The following is a 16,392-nucleotide window of genomic DNA, read 5'->3' as shown; positions in this document are numbered from 1 at the left end:
CTACCGACTTTCCAACTTGTCTGTTTTGTTGTTGGATTGACGCTGTTGAATCTGGGATACCTGAAGCGCTGAATTTTGATGACGAGATAAAAAAGGGCGCTTTGCGCGCCCCGATTCGTTGTCTCACAGTCCGAACTGCTTAGCGGCATAGGCCACGCGCTCCGCTGGCGTTGGCGCGATCAATGGTGTGCCCAAACTTTCAATATGATGCAAACGTGGCAGCAAGCCCGCACCGTTGGCAATTTGAATCGCCAAGCCCGGACGCGCATTGAGTTCCAGCACCATAGGACCTTCTTCTTTATCCAGCACCATATCAGTGCCGATGTAGCCAAGACCTGTCATTTCCCAGGCACTGGCCGCCAGAGTCAGTAAGCGTTCCCAGTGAGGAACCTGCAGCGTGTTGAGTTCTTTACCGGTATCTGGGTGATGCGTGACCGGACGGTTGAACTGTACAGCGCGCACAGCTTTACCGGTCGCGATATCAATCCCGACACCGACAGCGCCTTGGTGAAGGTTTGCTTTACCGTCTGATGCCGACGTTGATAAGCGCATCATCGCCATGACCGGATAACCTTTAAACACAATGATACGTACGTCAGGCACACCTTCGTAGCTGAAGCCATCAAAGCAGTCATCAAACTTAATCAGGTTTTCCACCACGGCCACATCGTTTTTGCCGCCAAGAGAGAAAAGCCCGGCCAGCGCATTACTGATGTGGCGTTCGACATCCTCTTTGCCGATTGTCGAACCGGAAGGTTTGGTGTAGACACCATCTTTGTGTGAAACCACCACCAGAATACCTTTACCACCACTGCCACGAGCCGGCTTGATGACGAAGCCCGGCCACTCTTTGACCATGTCGTGGATGCGCTTCACGTCACCTTGGTTGCTGATCACGCCGATCAGTTGAGGGACGGTACATCCGGCCCGCTGGGCGATCAGTTTGGTTTTGAGCTTGTCATCCACCAGCGGAAATTTGGAACGATCATTGTAGCGGCCAATGTAGCTATGGTTGCGCTTGTTCATGCCCATGATCCCCTTATGGCGTAGCTTAAAAGGGGAGGTGTACTCAGAAAGAGAGAAAAACATATTAATCTCCGTCTGCTAGTGGTTTGAAGCGACGCAGCTCTGTAATGCGGTATCCGGTGTAAGTACCCAGAAGCAGAATAGCTGCCAGAACGATCAGTTGCAGGCCGATAAAGTTAAAGGTCAGATGCTGAACGTAAGAGTTTGTCATCGCCAGGTAAATCAGTATTGCGGTGAACAGCGAACCACCACCCTGAAGAATGACTTCTTTTGCGCCTTCTTCTTCCCACAGAATCGACATGCGTTCGATGGTCCAAGACAGAATGATCATCGGGAAGAATGTGATGGTCAGGCCTTCCGTCAGACCGACTTTAAACGCGACAACGGTGAAAATAGAAATGATCAGGATAACCGAGATGATTACCGCCGAAATCCGGGCGACCAGCAATAAGTTGAGCTTCGACAGGTAGCTGCGAATGATCAAACCAGTACCGACAATCAGCAGGAAGCCGACAATACCCGTGGTTAACTGAGTTTGTACAAACGCGACCGCAATCAGCACTGGCATAAAGGTACCGGATGTTTTCAAACCGATAATCACGCGCAGGAATACGACGATGAGCGCGCCAATTGGGATCAACATGATGGTTTTGAACATCGCCTGTTCTTCAAGAGGCAGGCTGTGAATGGACAGGTTCAGCAGTCCATCCGATTCTACTTTACTGTTGGTTGCCTGCTGTGGTGTGACATCCTGAGCAATCATGCTGAAGTGCACCTGGCTGTTCTGACCGCCCACGACATCCAACAGAGACACATTTGATTCATCCCACACCAGCAGGTTTGGATGCGTCGGCTGAGTGCCAGTTTCCGGGTTAAACAGTACCCATTTCTTGCCGTTCCACACTTCGTTCATGTGTTGAATCGTTTGACGACGACGGCCGTCTTCCAGTTGAATAACACCGACAACTTTGTTCGGAACCTGCGCGTAAGACAGCAGTTTCTGAGCGGTATCCACTTTGGATTTGTTGTTCAGCAGCAGTGACGCATTCTGGCTTTCAGAATCGTTCAACGTTTTGATCAGTTCGCGGGCAAAGGTTACGTGATCGGCAGACAGGCGATTGGCGCGTTCAATGACAGCGACGGCGGCGGCTTCTTCCGGCCCATCAAACGTTGGCTTAACAATTTCACCATTCGGTGGAATCGGTGTGCTCTTAGCCTGTGGGTCTACCAAAAATTGCGCTTTGTAATAGATTGTCTGAGGACCACTGGCGTGACGGATTGACCATTCGGCGCGGCGGCCGGATTCGGTGGTGACGTAAGAGATGCCGTAACCCGGAGAAGAGGCGTTTTCACCGACCAGCGTGTAACCATCTTGGGTATGAGGAGCGGCGAGAGAGACTTTGGCTTCTTTACCCTGGGCGATGAACTCAATGCGAGCCTCTACATCCCAAACCTGACGCGTTTCACCCGGCGTCCAAGGTACTCCATAGCTTTGGTGGCGCATGACACTCAAAGTAATGCCAGCCGCTACCAACAAAAATATAGATAGATAAAACGGAACTCGTGACGTCATAAGTGGCCTTATTATTTTATTTGGTTTCTGTCTGAATATACTTGCGACTTACATCAACAACCGCGATGTCGCGGATAAACTCGCGGCCAAGAAGAATAGGATGGCTCATCTGTGAGCGGTCTGCTAGCGTGAACTGTGTTTTTTCGTGGATAGAGCCCAATTTTACCCACAATTCCACCACGGCCCGGCGTTCGGTTTGCTCACTGGTGGATTGGCGAATACGCACGTAGCGTAGGATCGGAGCTTCAATCCAACTGTTCTCGTCCTTGGCACCGGTTTCATCAGTAAGATGGAAACGAACCCAGTTCTTGCCGTTGCGCTCGAACTCTTCGATGTCGACCGCATTCAACGAAGAGGTTGCCGCGCCAGTATCAATACGGGCATCAAAACCTTTCTTAATGGCATCAATGGTGACTTTTTCAATCTCACCGAGTACCACTTCGTGACGAGGCGTGGCTTCTACGATGATCGGCGGAGCGGCTTTAGGTTGTGCTTGAGTCGCAGGCTGGGGTTTTGCTGCAATAACTTTGAGTTCTTTTACTTCAGATTTGAGGGAAACGACCTGACTTTCCAGGCTATCGATGTAATCGAGCTGATTACTGATTTGAAGTTCAAGATTGGTGAATTTGTTGGCAAGGTTGGATTCGGACTGTTGAATCGCGTCCAGCGTAGCTTGATGGTATTCATCACCCTTCAATAATGTGCAACCGGAAAGCATGCTAAGTGCAACAACGGGTGCGATTCGCTTAAACATTTGCGACCTTATTCTTGGTTATCAGTTGATTTATCAAATTTAGCAAAGGATGCAGCAAGCATCCCGTGCTAGGGTAGTCTTATCGGCCTAAAGGCGAGTTAAAACTGTGTCAATTATGGCTTTTTAGCGACCAAAATCGCGCGGCGCGGTGCCGGGTAGCCTTCCACTGTCTTCGTTGGATCATTCGGGTCAATGTAGTCTGGCAGTGAATTATGAGTCATCCATTCCGTCGTACGTTGTTCACCCAGCGATGTCACGTTTTCATCGACAATACGAACGTCTTCAAAACCGACTTTTTCCAACCACACTTTCAGAGCGAGAGCCGAAGGGAAGAAGTACACATTGCGCATTTGTGCGTATCGGTCGAACGGTACCAGCACAGCGTTTTCATCCCCTTCGATGACGAGCGTTTCCAGAATCAGTTCGCCACCAGAAATCAGTTGATTTTTCAACTGGATAAGATGGTCGAGTGGAGAGCGACGGTGATACAGTACGCCCATGCTGAATACGGTGTCAAAGGCTTCCAGTTCCGGAAGCTGTTCAATGCCCAATGGGAGCAGGTGAATGTTCTGATTGTTGCCCATTAATTTGCGCACCGCTTCGAACTGGATCAAAAACAGTTCAGAAGGGTCGATACCAATGACCTGATGCGCGCCTTCACCCAGCATACGCCACATGTGGTAACCGTTGCCGCAGCCGACATCCAGCACACTACGGCCTTTCAGAGGTGAGATGTGTGGCAACAATCGGTCCCATTTCCAGTCTGAACGCCATTCCGTGTCAATATGAATGCCGTGTAGGTGATAAGGACCTTTACGCCACGGGTGGAACATTTTCAGCAGGCTTTCCAGCTTCTTCTGCTCGCCCAATGGCAGCGGTTCGCTGTTGCTCACGCTCACCGAATCTTTCAGGTCAATATTGTCTGGTTTGAAATCGGGGATCTTCTTTAAGGCACGTAACCAGCGGTCCATATCTCCGTGGCTTTGTTCTTGCCAGTCAGACAGTTGCTGCGGCAGAATTTTGAGCCAAGGCTGAAGACGGGTGTCCTGGGCCAGCAGTGAATAAACGTTACCAAAGTCAAACATGGCGGGTTTCCTAAATAGCGACATCTGCGCCCTGACATCATCAAAAAGGCAACATGAGTTCCGTCAGGGCAGGGAACGCGTTGCTAAAACCAATTATTTAATGGCGAACATCGAGCCGAAGTTAAAGCACTGGAACCAGACTTCATAGCTGGAAAAGCCCAGTTGCTCAAAGCGAGCTTTGTGTGTTTCGACAGAATCCGGACGCATCACGTTTTCAATCGCACTGCGTTTCTGGCTGATTTCCAGCTCGCTGTAGCCGTTGGCACGTTTAAAGTCGTGGTGCAGATCAATCAGCAACTCGTTGGCTACCTGATTTTCAAAGACAAACTTTTCAGACAGGATCAAAATGCCACCCGGACGCAGCCCGGCATAGATTTTTTCCAGCAGCGTATAGCGATCTTCCGGTGACAGAAATTGCAGCGTGAAGTTCAGCACCACCACGGAAGCATTTTTGATGTCGATGTTTCGAATGTCCGCTTCGATAATCTCAACTGGCGTATCTGAACGGTAAGCGTTGACGTGCAACTTGCAACGCTCAACCATGGCCGCAGAGTTATCGACGCCGATAATTTTACAGCCTTCCTGCTTGATGTTGCGACGCATCGAAAGGGTTGCCGCTCCCAACGAACAGCCCAGGTCGTACAAGTTACTGTGAGGCTTGGCAAAGCGCTCAGCCAGCATGCCAATGGCGGAAATGATATTGGCGTAACCGGGTACCGATCGCTGAATCATATCCGGAAAGACTTCGACCACACGTTCATCAAACGTAAAGTCTCCGATCTTGTCGATAGGGGCTGAGAAGATAGTGTCTTTGTTGCTCATGGTAACCTCACGGCGGTTAGCGTCAGCCTGAACAATGCATCAGGCTCAAGAAAAGGCGCGTATTTTATGAAAAATTTCGCCTTCTGTCATTAAACAGGCGGCCTTTCCTCCCGGTAAATTCTTAAGCCGCGGTGAAGGCTGGAATCAATGCCTAAAACATGGCCAGTTGATTGTTACCATCCTGAGCCGGAAACGGCGCCAGGTCAGGCAGGGTCAGGGATGCCTGCAAAGATTGATAGAGCTTGACCGCCAGTTCTGGTGCGAAGTTATTGTCGGGGGTATGAATCATCACGTAAGGTTGCCTTCCTTCATTTATCCACTGTGGCAGCTTATGCAACCAGGGCGTAAAAAAGGGCAGGTTGGCATCCATATCCGGATGGCCGATAAAGCGAATCATCGGCTTCTCTGCTGTCGCAATCGCGTGCACCGGCACTTTGGGTTTTTTCATCTGCGCATCGATGATCACTTCATTGCACGGTTCGGCCGCAAACACGGGACGGCTATCCATGATGATGCGATCGATGCGTTCCTCGATTAACCACTGATTGAGTGCACGTTCGGCTTCGCCTTTGGCAAAGTAGGCCAGGTGGCGCACTTCGACCCCAAGTGGGAACTCTGAAGGGAAATAAGCACGAAATTTTTTCAGCTGTTCGAGATGTTCCGGCCCAAAAGCGGCTGGCAGTTGAATTGTCCACATCCCGACCCGGTCGTGCAGCGGCTCCATCAGTGTCATAAACGCCTTTAACTCATCCTGACAGCCCACCAGCAGGTTTTGATGGGTAATGCTTTTGGGCAATTTAAACGTGAAGCGAAACGCATCGTGCGTGGCTGACTTCCAGTTCTGCACGGTGGACGGAGAAGGGGAAGCGTAAAAAGTGGTGTTGCCTTCCACGGTATGAAAGACTTGAGCGTATTTGGCTAAACGTTCCGCGGCTTGTGTGCCACTGCCATAAAAGCTGCTTTGCCATGCCGGATGAGACCACATGGTCAGCCCCAATCGAAGAGGAAGGTGGGTCATTGCGAAGTACTCAACTTTTCCATTTTTCGGTGATTTGAAAAAGGCAGGATACGACAGATTATCTCTTGACCCAAGTGACCTCGCATTTTGCGAACACTTGGGTATATAATCAGCGCCAATTTTGCGGGCTGAAGGCGCTTTAATCGCTGATTTGGCGGATTATTGTACTAAAAAACAGCGGCGCTTGATAAAACACAACAAATTGTATTCTGGAAGGTCGATCTTAAGCGCCTTTCAGCGTATAAATGGAACTTTGCGCTGCAGGTCGGAGCACGAATCTGCAGCTTAGAATTTGATGACTAATTAGAGATTGGGAATTTCATTATGCGTAGCCATTATTGTGGTCACCTGAACAAGTCCCTCGCAGGACAAACTGTAGAGCTTTGCGGCTGGGTAAACCGCCGTCGTGATTTAGGCGGACTGATCTTCATTGATATGCGAGATCGTGAAGGCGTCGTTCAGGTGGTTGTTGATCCCGATATGGCAGACGTTTTTGAAGTGGCAAACCAGCTTCGCAATGAATTCTGTATCAAACTGACTGGCGAAGTACGCACTCGTCCAGAGAGCCAAATCAACAAAGATATGGCAACCGGTGAAGTAGAAGTACTGGCAAAAGGCCTGCAGATCATTAACCGTTCTGACGTATTGCCACTGGACTTCAACCAGAAGAACTCAGAAGAGCAACGTCTGAAATACCGTTACCTGGACCTGCGTCGTCCGGAAATGAGTGACCGCATTAAACTGCGCGCAAAAGCATCAAGCTTCGTTCGTCGTTTCTTAGATACTAACGGCTTCCTGGATATCGAAACACCGGTACTGACCAAAGCAACGCCAGAAGGCGCGCGTGACTACCTGGTACCAAGCCGCGTACACAAAGGCAGCTTCTACGCACTGCCACAATCACCTCAGCTGTTTAAACAGCTGCTGATGATGTCTGGCTTTGACCGTTACTACCAAATCGTAAAATGTTTCCGCGACGAAGACCTGCGTGCTGACCGTCAGCCTGAATTTACTCAGATCGATATTGAAACGTCATTCATGACGTCTGATGAAGTGCGTGCCATCACCGAAAAAATGATTCGCGAAATGTGGCTGGAGCTGCTGGACGTGGATCTGGGGGACTTCCCTGTGATGCCATACAGCGAAGCGATGCGTCGTTTCGGTAGCGACAAACCAGATCTGCGTAACCCAATGGAACTGGTTGATGTGGCTGACCTGCTGAAAGAGGTGGATTTCAAAGTCTTCTCTGGCCCGGCGAACGATGAAAAAGGTCGCGTTGCGGCGCTGCGCGTTCCTGGTGGTGCGGCTCTGACTCGTAAACAAATCGACGAATACACGTCGTTTGTTGCAATTTACGGCGCGAAAGGTCTGGCATGGCTGAAAGTTAACGACCTGGCTGCCGGTATGGAAGGCATTCAGTCTCCAGTGGCGAAGTTCCTGACTGAAGAGATCGTTACTGCGATTATCGAACGCACTGGTGCACAATCTGGCGACATCATTCTGTTTGGCGCAGACAAAGCCAACGTAGTGGCGGAAGCTATTGGCGCACTACGTCTGAAAGTGGGTAAAGATCTGGGCATCACCAACGACTCAACATGGGCACCACTATGGGTGGTTGATTTCCCAATGTTTGAATCGGATGACGAAGGTAATGTAGCAGCGATGCACCACCCATTCACTTCTCCTCTGAACATGACTCCGGAAGAGCTGAAAGCGAACCCAGAAGGCGCGCTATCGAATGCTTACGACATGGTGTTGAACGGCTACGAAGTGGGCGGTGGTTCTGTGCGTATTCACGATGCGAAAATGCAGGCAGCAGTCTTTGACCTGCTGGGCATTGAAGCTGAAGAACAACAACTTAAGTTTGGCTTCCTGCTGGATGCGCTGAAGTTCGGTACGCCTCCTCATGCGGGTCTGGCGTTCGGTCTAGACCGTCTGGTGATGCTGTTGTGTGGCACCGAAAACATCCGTGATGTTATCGCATTCCCGAAAACCACAGCGGCTGCGTGTCTGCTCACCGACGCGCCGAGCCTGGCAAACCCAGCGGCTCTGGAAGAGCTGGCGATTGCGGTTACTGTGGCAAAAGAAAAAGCAGAATAAGCGTTTTACAGGGTGGCTTAGCCACCCTTTTTTATTTCTTATCGCGCAATTGCGAAGCGAGTTAAGGCAATCACTACGCCAAGCCGCTTATAATTGCGCGAATTTTAGTTTTAGACAGGAAACAGCACTTTTGGCTCAGATGTATTTTTATTACTCGGCAATGAATGCGGGTAAGTCGACCACACTGCTTCAATCATCGTTTAACTATCAGGAACGCGGCATGACGCCTGTGATCTTCACGGCGGCGATCGACGATCGTTTTGGCGTTGGCAAAGTCAGTTCGCGAATTGGCCTTGAAGCGGACGCACACCTGTTCACCTCGGATACCAATCTGTTTGATAGCATTAAACAGCTGCATCAGAATGAAAAACGCCACTGTGTGCTGGTGGATGAGTGCCAGTTTCTCTCTAAAGAGCAAGTTTACCAACTGACGGAAGTCGTCGATAAATTGGATATTCCGGTTCTGTGTTACGGTTTGCGCACCGACTTTCTGGGGGAGCTGTTTGAAGGCAGTAAGTACCTGTTGTCGTGGGCCGATAAGCTGATTGAGCTGAAAACCATCTGTCATTGTGGTCGCAAAGCAAATATGGTGATTCGCACTGACGAGCACGGCAATGCGATTTCAGAGGGCGATCAGGTTGCTATTGGTGGCAATGACAAATATGTGTCGGTGTGCCGCCAGCATTATAAAGAAGCGCTGGGGCGTTAAGACTGCGTTTAAAAATGAAACATAAAAGGATGGGGCAACCCATCCTTTTTTCTTGAAGTTTAAGCGGCGAGTGGTTTCAGCGCCTGATATGCGGCTTCCACTTCTGGCGGGATCGGTTGCTCGATTTGGTAACCTTTTTCCGGGTAGTGTTGGATACGCTCGAAATCGCCAATCAGAGCGCCCAGCACGAAATCCAGTGTGAGATCTTCGGTCAGGTAATCGAAGAAGTTGTCACCGGTTGAGGTAACCTGAAGCGATTCAATTTCACCCGGCCACTGTTTCATAAATGTGGCGTAAGCTCGGCGCTCCATATATGGCTTTTGCACCAGAATGACTTTGCGTACCTCAATGCCTTTTTTCTTCAGCAGTTCATATGTGAACTGCACGTTCTCACCACTGTTGGTTGAACGTGGCTCCAGCAACAATGCGTCCGAAGGCACGCCGCAATCTTTGGCGACCTGAGCGAACGTGACCGCTTCACTGTGTTCGAAAATACCGTCGGTAAAACGACCATGACCACCAGAGAACACAATCAGCGGGGCCAGACCTTTGTGATACAGCGCGGCCGCAACTTCAGCGACTCGGGTATCATTACTGCCCGGGACGAAAATGACATCTGCGGCGTTGAGCTGATGTCCCATTTGCATGTACTGCCAAAGCGTTTCGAGATGCTGGTATAGATGTTTACTCATCGCCATTTAAGGCCTCCAGAGTGTGTGAATAGTGAAACTGATATCCCGCCTTCGCCAATTTATCACTGACAATCAACTTGTCGGCAATCTCGACGACTGGCGGTAGAGCCTCGTCGGAAGAAACAGCTTGCAACGCGGCTTGATAGAATTCGGCTTTGCTGACAGTATGCGGCGTCGTCGCGTTGACCACATCATGATCAAAATGTTCAACCGCAAAAGCGACGGCACCAACGGCGTCTGCCTGATGCAGCATGTTGGCTGGCGCCAGAGTGCTGACTTGTTTCAACCTTGCGGCAAAACGGGCCGGGTGACGGCTTGGGCCAATCAGGCCGCTGCAACGGACGATCGCATACGCCAGCCCTGAGTCTATGACGCTTTGCTCGGCTTGCAACATCACTTTTGCGTTGGCTGAGAAATCGGGCTGAGAGAGGGCCAACGCAAGTGTCGCTTTTGTTTCGTCCATGGTTTCTGCTCTGTCCGGGTATACGGTGGTCGAACTGACCATCACCACTTTCTTGCAGTGCGCCGCTTTGGCTGCATTCACCAGTTGTTGCCATTGTGTGGCGTATTCTGCACCTTGTCCGCGTCGAAAACCGGGTGGAAAGCTACCGACTACAGTATCGCAATGCAATGACGCTAATGTGTCAGCGAAATGATCCGATTGGCTGAGATCGCAGATGAAACCGTCTATGTCGTGCTGTTTGAGTTCGTCGACACCTTGCTGCGAAGTCCGGCTGGCACTGACCTGATAACCAAGCGACTGAAGATGCTTTGCCAGTGGCAGACCAAGCCAACCAGCGCCGATGATGGCGATATGCTTCATTGTGATTGTCCTTTAAACAGTTGGCGCAGCAGTTCACGAGTGCGCCGATGAATCGAATCCTGAGCGTATTGATGATGTTGAATGACATCGACGTTGGTGTACCAGGCCAGTTGTTCGAAAGCGACCGGAACCCGCACGAGTCTGCCGCTGTGCACTTCTGCGTGAGCAAGATGGGTAGGCAGCAAACACCAGCCAAAACCATGGATAGCTAAATCCAGCAATAAATAATAATTGTCAGCGTACCATACATCCGGGCTGTGTGGCTGATGAAAGCTGCTGGCGGTGTGGTTGCGGGAACGAATCGCAAGTTGCCTGTGCAGCCGCAGCGCATCAATGTGTGGGGCGACGGACTGGGCGAGGGCATGTTGACTGGAGACGTACACATCAAATTTAATTGAGCCGATGGACTCAAAATCCAACGTGTCCGGCAGCACCAGTTCACTGAAGATTAGCCCACATGTCGCACGGCCACTTTCAATCATCTCTATCACATCTTTACTGGAGGCGCTCAGACACTCCAGCTCAATGAGTGGAAATTCCACTTCGAGTTTGGCCAGCAAGGATGTCAGTCCGGAGAGCAAAATACCTTCATCGAGAGCCAGTGTCAGTTGCTGATTGCCTTCGTTCGAGAGACCTGTCGCTTGTTGGATGAGGCGCTTATGCTGCTGAACGGTGGCTTGCGCGTAAGGCAGTAACTTATGACCTGCGGGAGTAAGCACGGGGTAACGTCTCTGGCGTTCAAACAACTGGCTGTTACAGTCAATTTCCAGATTCATCACATGTTGGCTTATCGCCGACTGCACCTTGCCTAATTTGCGTGCGGCACTGGAAAATGATCCGCATTCCACGGTAGCGATAAAGGCTTCGAGTTGTTCAATACTAAACATATCGTTTTTACTGATGGTATCTAACTTATATCTATCGTAATACTAGATGAAAATAGTTCCATGTCCAGATGTGGAGCAACGGATAATGTCGAACAAAGAACGTTTATTTCATGCGGTAAGTTTTGAGCTGATTGCCTTGCTATTTGTGGTGCCGCTTGGCGCGTTACTGTCAGGTAAAAGCAGCGGTAGCTTGGCATTAATTGGTGTTGGCTTGAGCTTATTCACTGTGCTGTGGAATTATGTCTACAACGTAGGGTTTGATCGCCTGTTTGGGGCCGATCGCAGTCAGCGTGGGGCAAAAATCCGAGTGTTACATGCGGTGGGTTTTGAAGGGAGCCTGGTGTTTGTCACCGTGCCTGTGATCGCATGGTTCTTACAAGTCTCGTGGGCTACCGCGCTGCTGCTGGAAGCCGGATTTCTGACTTTTTTCTTCTTCTATACGATTGCGTTCAACTGGTGTTACGACAAACTTCAGCCTTATCAGCGCTGGGTGGTTGCCACCAAAATGCAGTAGAAACAAAAAGAGCGCCGATTGGCGCTCTTGTCAGTTATGCGCTCAGCACGCGTAACAGTCGGTCGGCCTGCTCGGCCATCTCAATCCCTTCATTGGTCAGATAACCACCATCGGGCAGGGTGCACAGTCCTTTATCATATAAACGCTGAACGGCACCTTGTGCCGCTTCAGAGGCATCGGTGTGAACTTTGATTCCCGTCGCGGCACTGCCGATATCGAACTGGAGAAGCAGATTCAGTTCGTCGAGATGCTGTTGAGAAAATTTCATCGTAAGCCCTTATTAATGGTTGATTTAGGTTCACAATAGGCGGGCAAATTCAATCATGCAATCCCATAGAAACAGAAGTGTTATATCGAACTGTTATGATGATTTTTTCAGCAGGTTAATAGAGGATTTCGAAATAAAAATATTCAAACTTATGAATATTATTCATAACAAAATCCAAACGACGACATTGTTTTCCGGCTGTAATGAATTATCTTTAATATCAATGCTATAAACCGTGTCGCTCTTTTGCTGATTTGTAAATAATACGAAATCAGATGTTTATCAATTTGACCGTTTCATGTCACGATAAAAACAAATTTGGTAAACATAAGAAATAGCCCTTGAATTAACGGGGAAATAGAGCGATTATCCGCCACTCTTTGTATTTGTATCGAAATGTAACAACGACTATGGACCTCAACCAATTCGACTCACTGCTGCCGCCGCAAATGGCAGAACGCGCCGCAGACACTGGTGTCAGCAAAGCCACTAAGCCGGCTTACAAATCTTTTCTTCTTGCTATCTCGGCTGGCATTCATATCGGTATCGCCTTTGTCTTTTACACCGTCGTCACGACCGGTGCACACGATATGCCTTACGGTGTGACCAAACTGCTTGGCGGTCTTGCCTTCAGTCTGGGCCTAATTCTGGTGGTTATCACAGGTGGTGAACTGTTTACCAGCACGGTGCTGACGCTGGTGGCTAAAGCCAGTGGTAAGATCTCCTGGATGCAGTTGGTCAAAAACTGGATAGTAGTCTATTTCGGTAATATGGCGGGATCCATTCTGTTGGTGATCATCATGCTGTCGACCAAGCAGTATATGGAAGACGGTGGTCAGCTTGGTCTGAATGCGATGGCGATTTCTCAGCATAAGTTGCATCACACCTTTATTCAGGCGTTTTCTCTTGGCCTGATGTGTAACATTCTGGTGTGTCTGGCGGTGTGGATGACGTTCAGTGCCCGCTCTCTGACAGACAAAGTCATGGTAATGATTCTGCCTGTAGCGATGTTTGTTTCTTCAGGTTTTGAGCACTGCATTGCCAACATGTTCCAGGTGCCGATGGCGATTGGTATCAAATACTTCGCTCCGGAATCGTTCTGGCAAATGACAGGTGCTGATATCGCGCATTACGCGGATCTGAACTTTATGACCTTCTTCGTGAACAACCTGATTCCGGTGACGCTGGGCAACATCGTTGGCGGCGGGGTATTTGTCGGTATGTGGTACTGGCTGATTTACCTGAAAGACTGATGCGATAATCGCGTGTTAACTGCAATTTTCACTGAAAACGCCACTTTGTGGCGTTTTTTGTTTTTCACGGTTATCCACATTTTCTGTGGATAACTTGTTTCAAAGGGAGTGAGTAACCTTAAATGAATGATTTTTGTTGCAAAAGGCGCACAAACATCGTGCGACAACTGCACTGGATTGGCGCGTGCCGTGGCCTCCATGCCAACAAGACTTTATTCACTGTTTTCGTCAGTAAAACGGACTTTTACCCGTCCTTCTTTGCTCAAGGCCACGCGTAGCGTGAGATGAACCGATAAAGTCAGAGAAATATTCATCATCACGAAAATGGCGATCATGATCAGCAATTGATACTTAATGGCAATGAGAGGTGAAGTGCCGCCTAAAATTTGACCAGTCATCATTCCGGGGAGGGTGACCAAGCCCGTTGCCGCCATCGACGCCAGCAGTGGTGCACTGGCTTTACGCAGTGCACTGCGTACAAAACCGCGCGAAGCATAAATAGGCGATGCGCCCAGTGACAGGGCTCCTTCATATTCGCTACGCCGCTCTTTATACGCCGTAAACAGGTTCTGTAAGGCGACGATGTTGCCACTCAGACTGTTGCCCAGTAGCATCCCCGCAAGGGGAATCATATATTGCGCGCTGTACCATGGCGTGGGCTGCACTACAGCCACACACAGCAGGATAATGAGAGGAAACAACCCGACGGCTAAACCCGCAATAATCGGCCCGATGAGCAGTTTAACGGGCAGCTTGGCTTTCGACACAATCGAGCTTGCGCCGACGCCAATCATTACCATCAGCCACGCTAAGTTGACCCACAGATTGTTATGGGCAAACAGATATTCCAGATAGATCCCGACCAGAAGCAGTTGTAGCGCCATTCTGGCAACTGACCACAACATCTCTTTACCGATATCCAGTTGGTGGTGGGCGTTCACAGCCAGCGGGATGGCCAGCAACATGCTGAATAGCCCTAATTGCCACCATGAAATATCGACGACACTGCTCATATTTTTCTCCTCAATTTTTTCTGTTTAATTTAGCAGGAAATGGTTCGGTTTATCAGTGATGTTTTTGAAACATAACGGCAAAGAGTTGCTAACAAATGTCTCGATATTTCGAGTGAGAAGAGAATTATTCTAATTACTTTTAGCCATTTAAATATGTGGAAAGTTAATTTTTATGATCGATTTTCACATATTGGAAATAATATTATTTTTTCATAACTGTTCATATTCTTTAACACGATTTTTTAATTGAACACATCTCCGTTCTAACTCAAAAAAGTATTGAATAACAAGGGTTGAAAGCAGTAATTCGATTGAACCTTACTAATTTTATGGTTTAGCATTTTGCCTAATTAATAACGAGCGAGTGGAAAGAAATAATTTCACTTGGTCAAAATACCTTCAATTTAAATAGGCAAATGTATGAGTGATGTTAATAAAATTGAGGGCGTCGAAAAACGCTCTCTGGAGTGGAAGTCATTCCTCTTCATCACTGTAGTTCTGTTTCCGATTTTAAGTGTCGCGTTTGTCGGCGGATATGGATTCATCGTTTGGATGCTTCAGATGTTCGTCTTTGGACCACCAGGTGCGCACGGCTAATGGTCGTTCACCCTCTCCTCTGCTCAACGACATTTTAAGAGAACGAAACATGAAATCTTTGATAGTGAAAATGTGGCGTACCATGACGCGACCAGCAGTACACATCAGTTTGGGTGTACTGACCATGGGTGGTTTTATTGCCGGGGTGATTTTCTGGGGTGGTTTCAATACCGCGCTGGAAGCCACCAACACCGAGGAGTTTTGTATTAGCTGCCATACCATGCGTGACAACGTGTATGTTGAGCTGCAAGAGACCGTGCACTGGAAGAACCATTCCGGCGTACGCGCCACTTGTCCGGATTGTCACGTACCACACGACTGGACCTCTAAAATCGCCCGTAAGATGCAGGCTTCTAAAGAGGTGTTTGCTCAAGTCTTTGGCGATCTGGGCACGCCTGAGAAATTCGAAGAGCGTCGCATTGAGCTAGCCAAGCATGAATGGGATCGCTTCTCGGCCAACAAATCCCTTGAATGTAAAAACTGTCACAACTACGACTCGATGGACTTTGAGCAAATGTCGCCAACGGCTCGCATTCAGATGAAGCAAGCGGCGGAGCGGGATCAAAGCTGTATCGACTGTCACAAAGGTATCGCGCACAACCTGCCGAAAAATATGGACAGCTCCGGTGGTCTGATTGGTGAACTGGAAGGCATGGCATCGAATACCGATTATGCCGACGGCGAAACGCTGGTCAGCGTGCGTCATCTGCCACTGTATGAAGATGCGCAAGCCCAAGTTGAAGCGGGTCTGCTCAACCCGGCATCGGAAGTGAAGGTGTTGGCTGAGCAAGGCGACATGATGCAGGTCGAAATCTCTGGCTGGCGTAAAGCGAAAGGCTTTGGCCGCGTGATTCAGGAAGATTTCGGTATGAACATCGCTGTCGGTTCACTGCTGAAAGACGCCGCGCTGTCGGATCAAATTGTGACCGTGGGCGAGAAGAAAGTCGATGACCTGACAGGCCTGCCTTGGGAACAAGTGACGGCCAAAGTGTGGATGAAGAAAGAAGCCATGCTCAACGATGTGCAGCCCGTGTGGGAAAAAGCGCGCGAAGCCTACAAAACCAACTGTTCGGTATGTCACACGCAACCGGATGAAGCGCACTTCGATGCCAACACTTGGCCGGGCATGTTCGACGGTATGCTGGCATTCGTTAACTTCGATACCGACAGTGAAGCCCTGGTACTGAAGTATCTGCAAAAACACTCTTCAGATTTTGCTGAAGGCCACCATTAATCTGCGTTTTACGGAGTAAACACG

The 16,392-nt window shown here is 49.3% G+C and carries 17 protein-coding genes; 6 read left to right on the top strand and 11 right to left on the bottom strand.

What is annotated here, in order from left to right:
• Positions 1-123: 123 nt before the first annotated feature.
• The 6 genes from JIG40_RS03195 to JIG40_RS03170 all read right to left on the bottom strand — a co-directional run bounded on the left by JIG40_RS03195 (position 124) and on the right by JIG40_RS03170 (position 6,278).
• Positions 124-1,095 carry an alpha-L-glutamate ligase-like protein gene (locus JIG40_RS03195; protein ID WP_171934077.1) on the bottom strand — a complete coding sequence of 324 codons (972 nt, stop codon included), beginning with the start codon at positions 1,093-1,095 and terminating at the stop codon, positions 124-126.
• Entirely contained in the window at positions 1,091-2,599 is a 1,509-nt protein-coding gene (locus tag JIG40_RS03190) for an inactive transglutaminase family protein (RefSeq protein ID WP_020330245.1), read from the bottom strand. The genes JIG40_RS03195 and JIG40_RS03190 overlap by 5 nt, the downstream gene beginning before the upstream one ends.
• Positions 2,600-2,615: 16 nt before the next feature.
• Positions 2,616-3,353: an ATP-dependent zinc protease gene (locus JIG40_RS03185; protein ID WP_020330246.1), complete on the bottom strand. Its 738-nt coding sequence runs from the start codon at positions 3,351-3,353 to the stop codon at positions 2,616-2,618.
• Positions 3,354-3,466: 113 nt separating this feature from the next.
• Complete coding sequence (gene cmoB / locus JIG40_RS03180; protein ID WP_020330248.1) at positions 3,467-4,438, bottom strand: tRNA 5-methoxyuridine(34)/uridine 5-oxyacetic acid(34) synthase CmoB; 972 nt, start codon at positions 4,436-4,438, stop codon at positions 3,467-3,469.
• Positions 4,439-4,531: 93 nt separating this feature from the next.
• Positions 4,532-5,260, bottom strand: coding sequence for a carboxy-S-adenosyl-L-methionine synthase CmoA (gene cmoA / locus JIG40_RS03175; protein WP_020330249.1), 729 nt, complete (start codon positions 5,258-5,260; stop codon positions 4,532-4,534).
• A gap of 151 nt (positions 5,261-5,411) precedes the next feature.
• Entirely contained in the window at positions 5,412-6,278 is an 867-nt protein-coding gene (locus tag JIG40_RS03170; protein WP_199464742.1) for a DUF72 domain-containing protein, read from the bottom strand.
• Between the two features lie 324 nt (positions 6,279-6,602).
• Here JIG40_RS03170 and aspS point away from each other — a divergent pair, with 324 nt between their 5' ends.
• Together aspS and JIG40_RS03160 are read left to right on the top strand one after the other, a co-directional pair.
• Entirely contained in the window at positions 6,603-8,378 is a 1,776-nt protein-coding gene (aspS, locus tag JIG40_RS03165) for an aspartate--tRNA ligase (protein ID WP_020330251.1), read from the top strand.
• Positions 8,379-8,508: 130 nt separating this feature from the next.
• The gene (locus JIG40_RS03160) at positions 8,509-9,087 is read left to right on the top strand and encodes a thymidine kinase (RefSeq protein ID WP_020428687.1); all 579 of its coding nucleotides are present in this window, start codon (positions 8,509-8,511) and stop codon (positions 9,085-9,087) included.
• Positions 9,088-9,146: 59 nt separating this feature from the next.
• Here JIG40_RS03160 and JIG40_RS03155 read toward each other — a convergent pair whose 3' ends face one another.
• The 3 genes from JIG40_RS03155 to JIG40_RS03145 are packed head-to-tail and all read right to left on the bottom strand — an operon-like array spanning position 9,147 to position 11,489.
• On the bottom strand, positions 9,147-9,779 hold the full coding sequence (locus tag JIG40_RS03155) for a YdcF family protein (protein WP_032082008.1): 633 nt from the start codon (positions 9,777-9,779) through the stop codon (positions 9,147-9,149).
• Positions 9,772-10,602, bottom strand: a complete 831-nt coding sequence (locus JIG40_RS03150) for an NAD(P)H-binding protein (protein ID WP_143683224.1) — start codon at positions 10,600-10,602, stop codon at positions 9,772-9,774. The genes JIG40_RS03155 and JIG40_RS03150 overlap by 8 nt, the downstream gene beginning before the upstream one ends.
• Entirely contained in the window at positions 10,599-11,489 is an 891-nt protein-coding gene (locus JIG40_RS03145) for a LysR family transcriptional regulator (RefSeq protein WP_158150855.1), read from the bottom strand. Before JIG40_RS03145 ends, JIG40_RS03150 begins: the two co-directional genes overlap by 4 nt.
• Before the next feature lie 85 nt (positions 11,490-11,574).
• On the opposite strand from JIG40_RS03145, the gene JIG40_RS03140 reads away from it, so the two are divergent.
• Complete coding sequence (locus JIG40_RS03140; protein ID WP_158150857.1) at positions 11,575-12,003, top strand: PACE efflux transporter; 429 nt, start codon at positions 11,575-11,577, stop codon at positions 12,001-12,003.
• Positions 12,004-12,037: 34 nt separating this feature from the next.
• On the opposite strand, the gene JIG40_RS03135 is transcribed toward JIG40_RS03140, so the two are convergent.
• Entirely contained in the window at positions 12,038-12,271 is a 234-nt protein-coding gene (locus JIG40_RS03135; RefSeq protein ID WP_020330257.1) for a TIGR02647 family protein, read from the bottom strand.
• A gap of 410 nt (positions 12,272-12,681) precedes the next feature.
• On the opposite strand from JIG40_RS03135, the gene focA reads away from it, so the two are divergent.
• Entirely contained in the window at positions 12,682-13,524 is an 843-nt protein-coding gene (gene focA, locus JIG40_RS03130; RefSeq protein ID WP_020330258.1) for a formate transporter FocA, read from the top strand.
• 212 nt (positions 13,525-13,736) lie between these two features.
• On the opposite strand, the gene JIG40_RS03125 is transcribed toward focA, so the two are convergent.
• Complete coding sequence (locus JIG40_RS03125; RefSeq protein ID WP_158150860.1) at positions 13,737-14,537, bottom strand: ABC transporter permease; 801 nt, start codon at positions 14,535-14,537, stop codon at positions 13,737-13,739.
• A gap of 420 nt (positions 14,538-14,957) precedes the next feature.
• Between JIG40_RS03125 and torE the strand changes: the two genes are divergently transcribed.
• Complete coding sequence (torE, locus tag JIG40_RS03120; RefSeq protein WP_020330260.1) at positions 14,958-15,134, top strand: trimethylamine N-oxide reductase system protein TorE; 177 nt, start codon at positions 14,958-14,960, stop codon at positions 15,132-15,134.
• Between the two features lie 49 nt (positions 15,135-15,183).
• Positions 15,184-16,368: a pentaheme c-type cytochrome TorC gene (torC, locus tag JIG40_RS03115; RefSeq protein WP_158147392.1), complete on the top strand. Its 1,185-nt coding sequence runs from the start codon at positions 15,184-15,186 to the stop codon at positions 16,366-16,368.
• Positions 16,369-16,392 lie beyond the last annotated feature (24 nt).

It is taken from the genome of Vibrio sp. bablab_jr001 (assembly GCF_016464285.1).
GTDB classification, from domain to species: Bacteria; Pseudomonadota; Gammaproteobacteria; order Enterobacterales; family Vibrionaceae; genus Vibrio; species Vibrio fluvialis.
The sequence above is the reverse complement of the archived record's forward strand: the minus strand, read 5'-3'. Positions and strand labels throughout refer to the sequence as shown.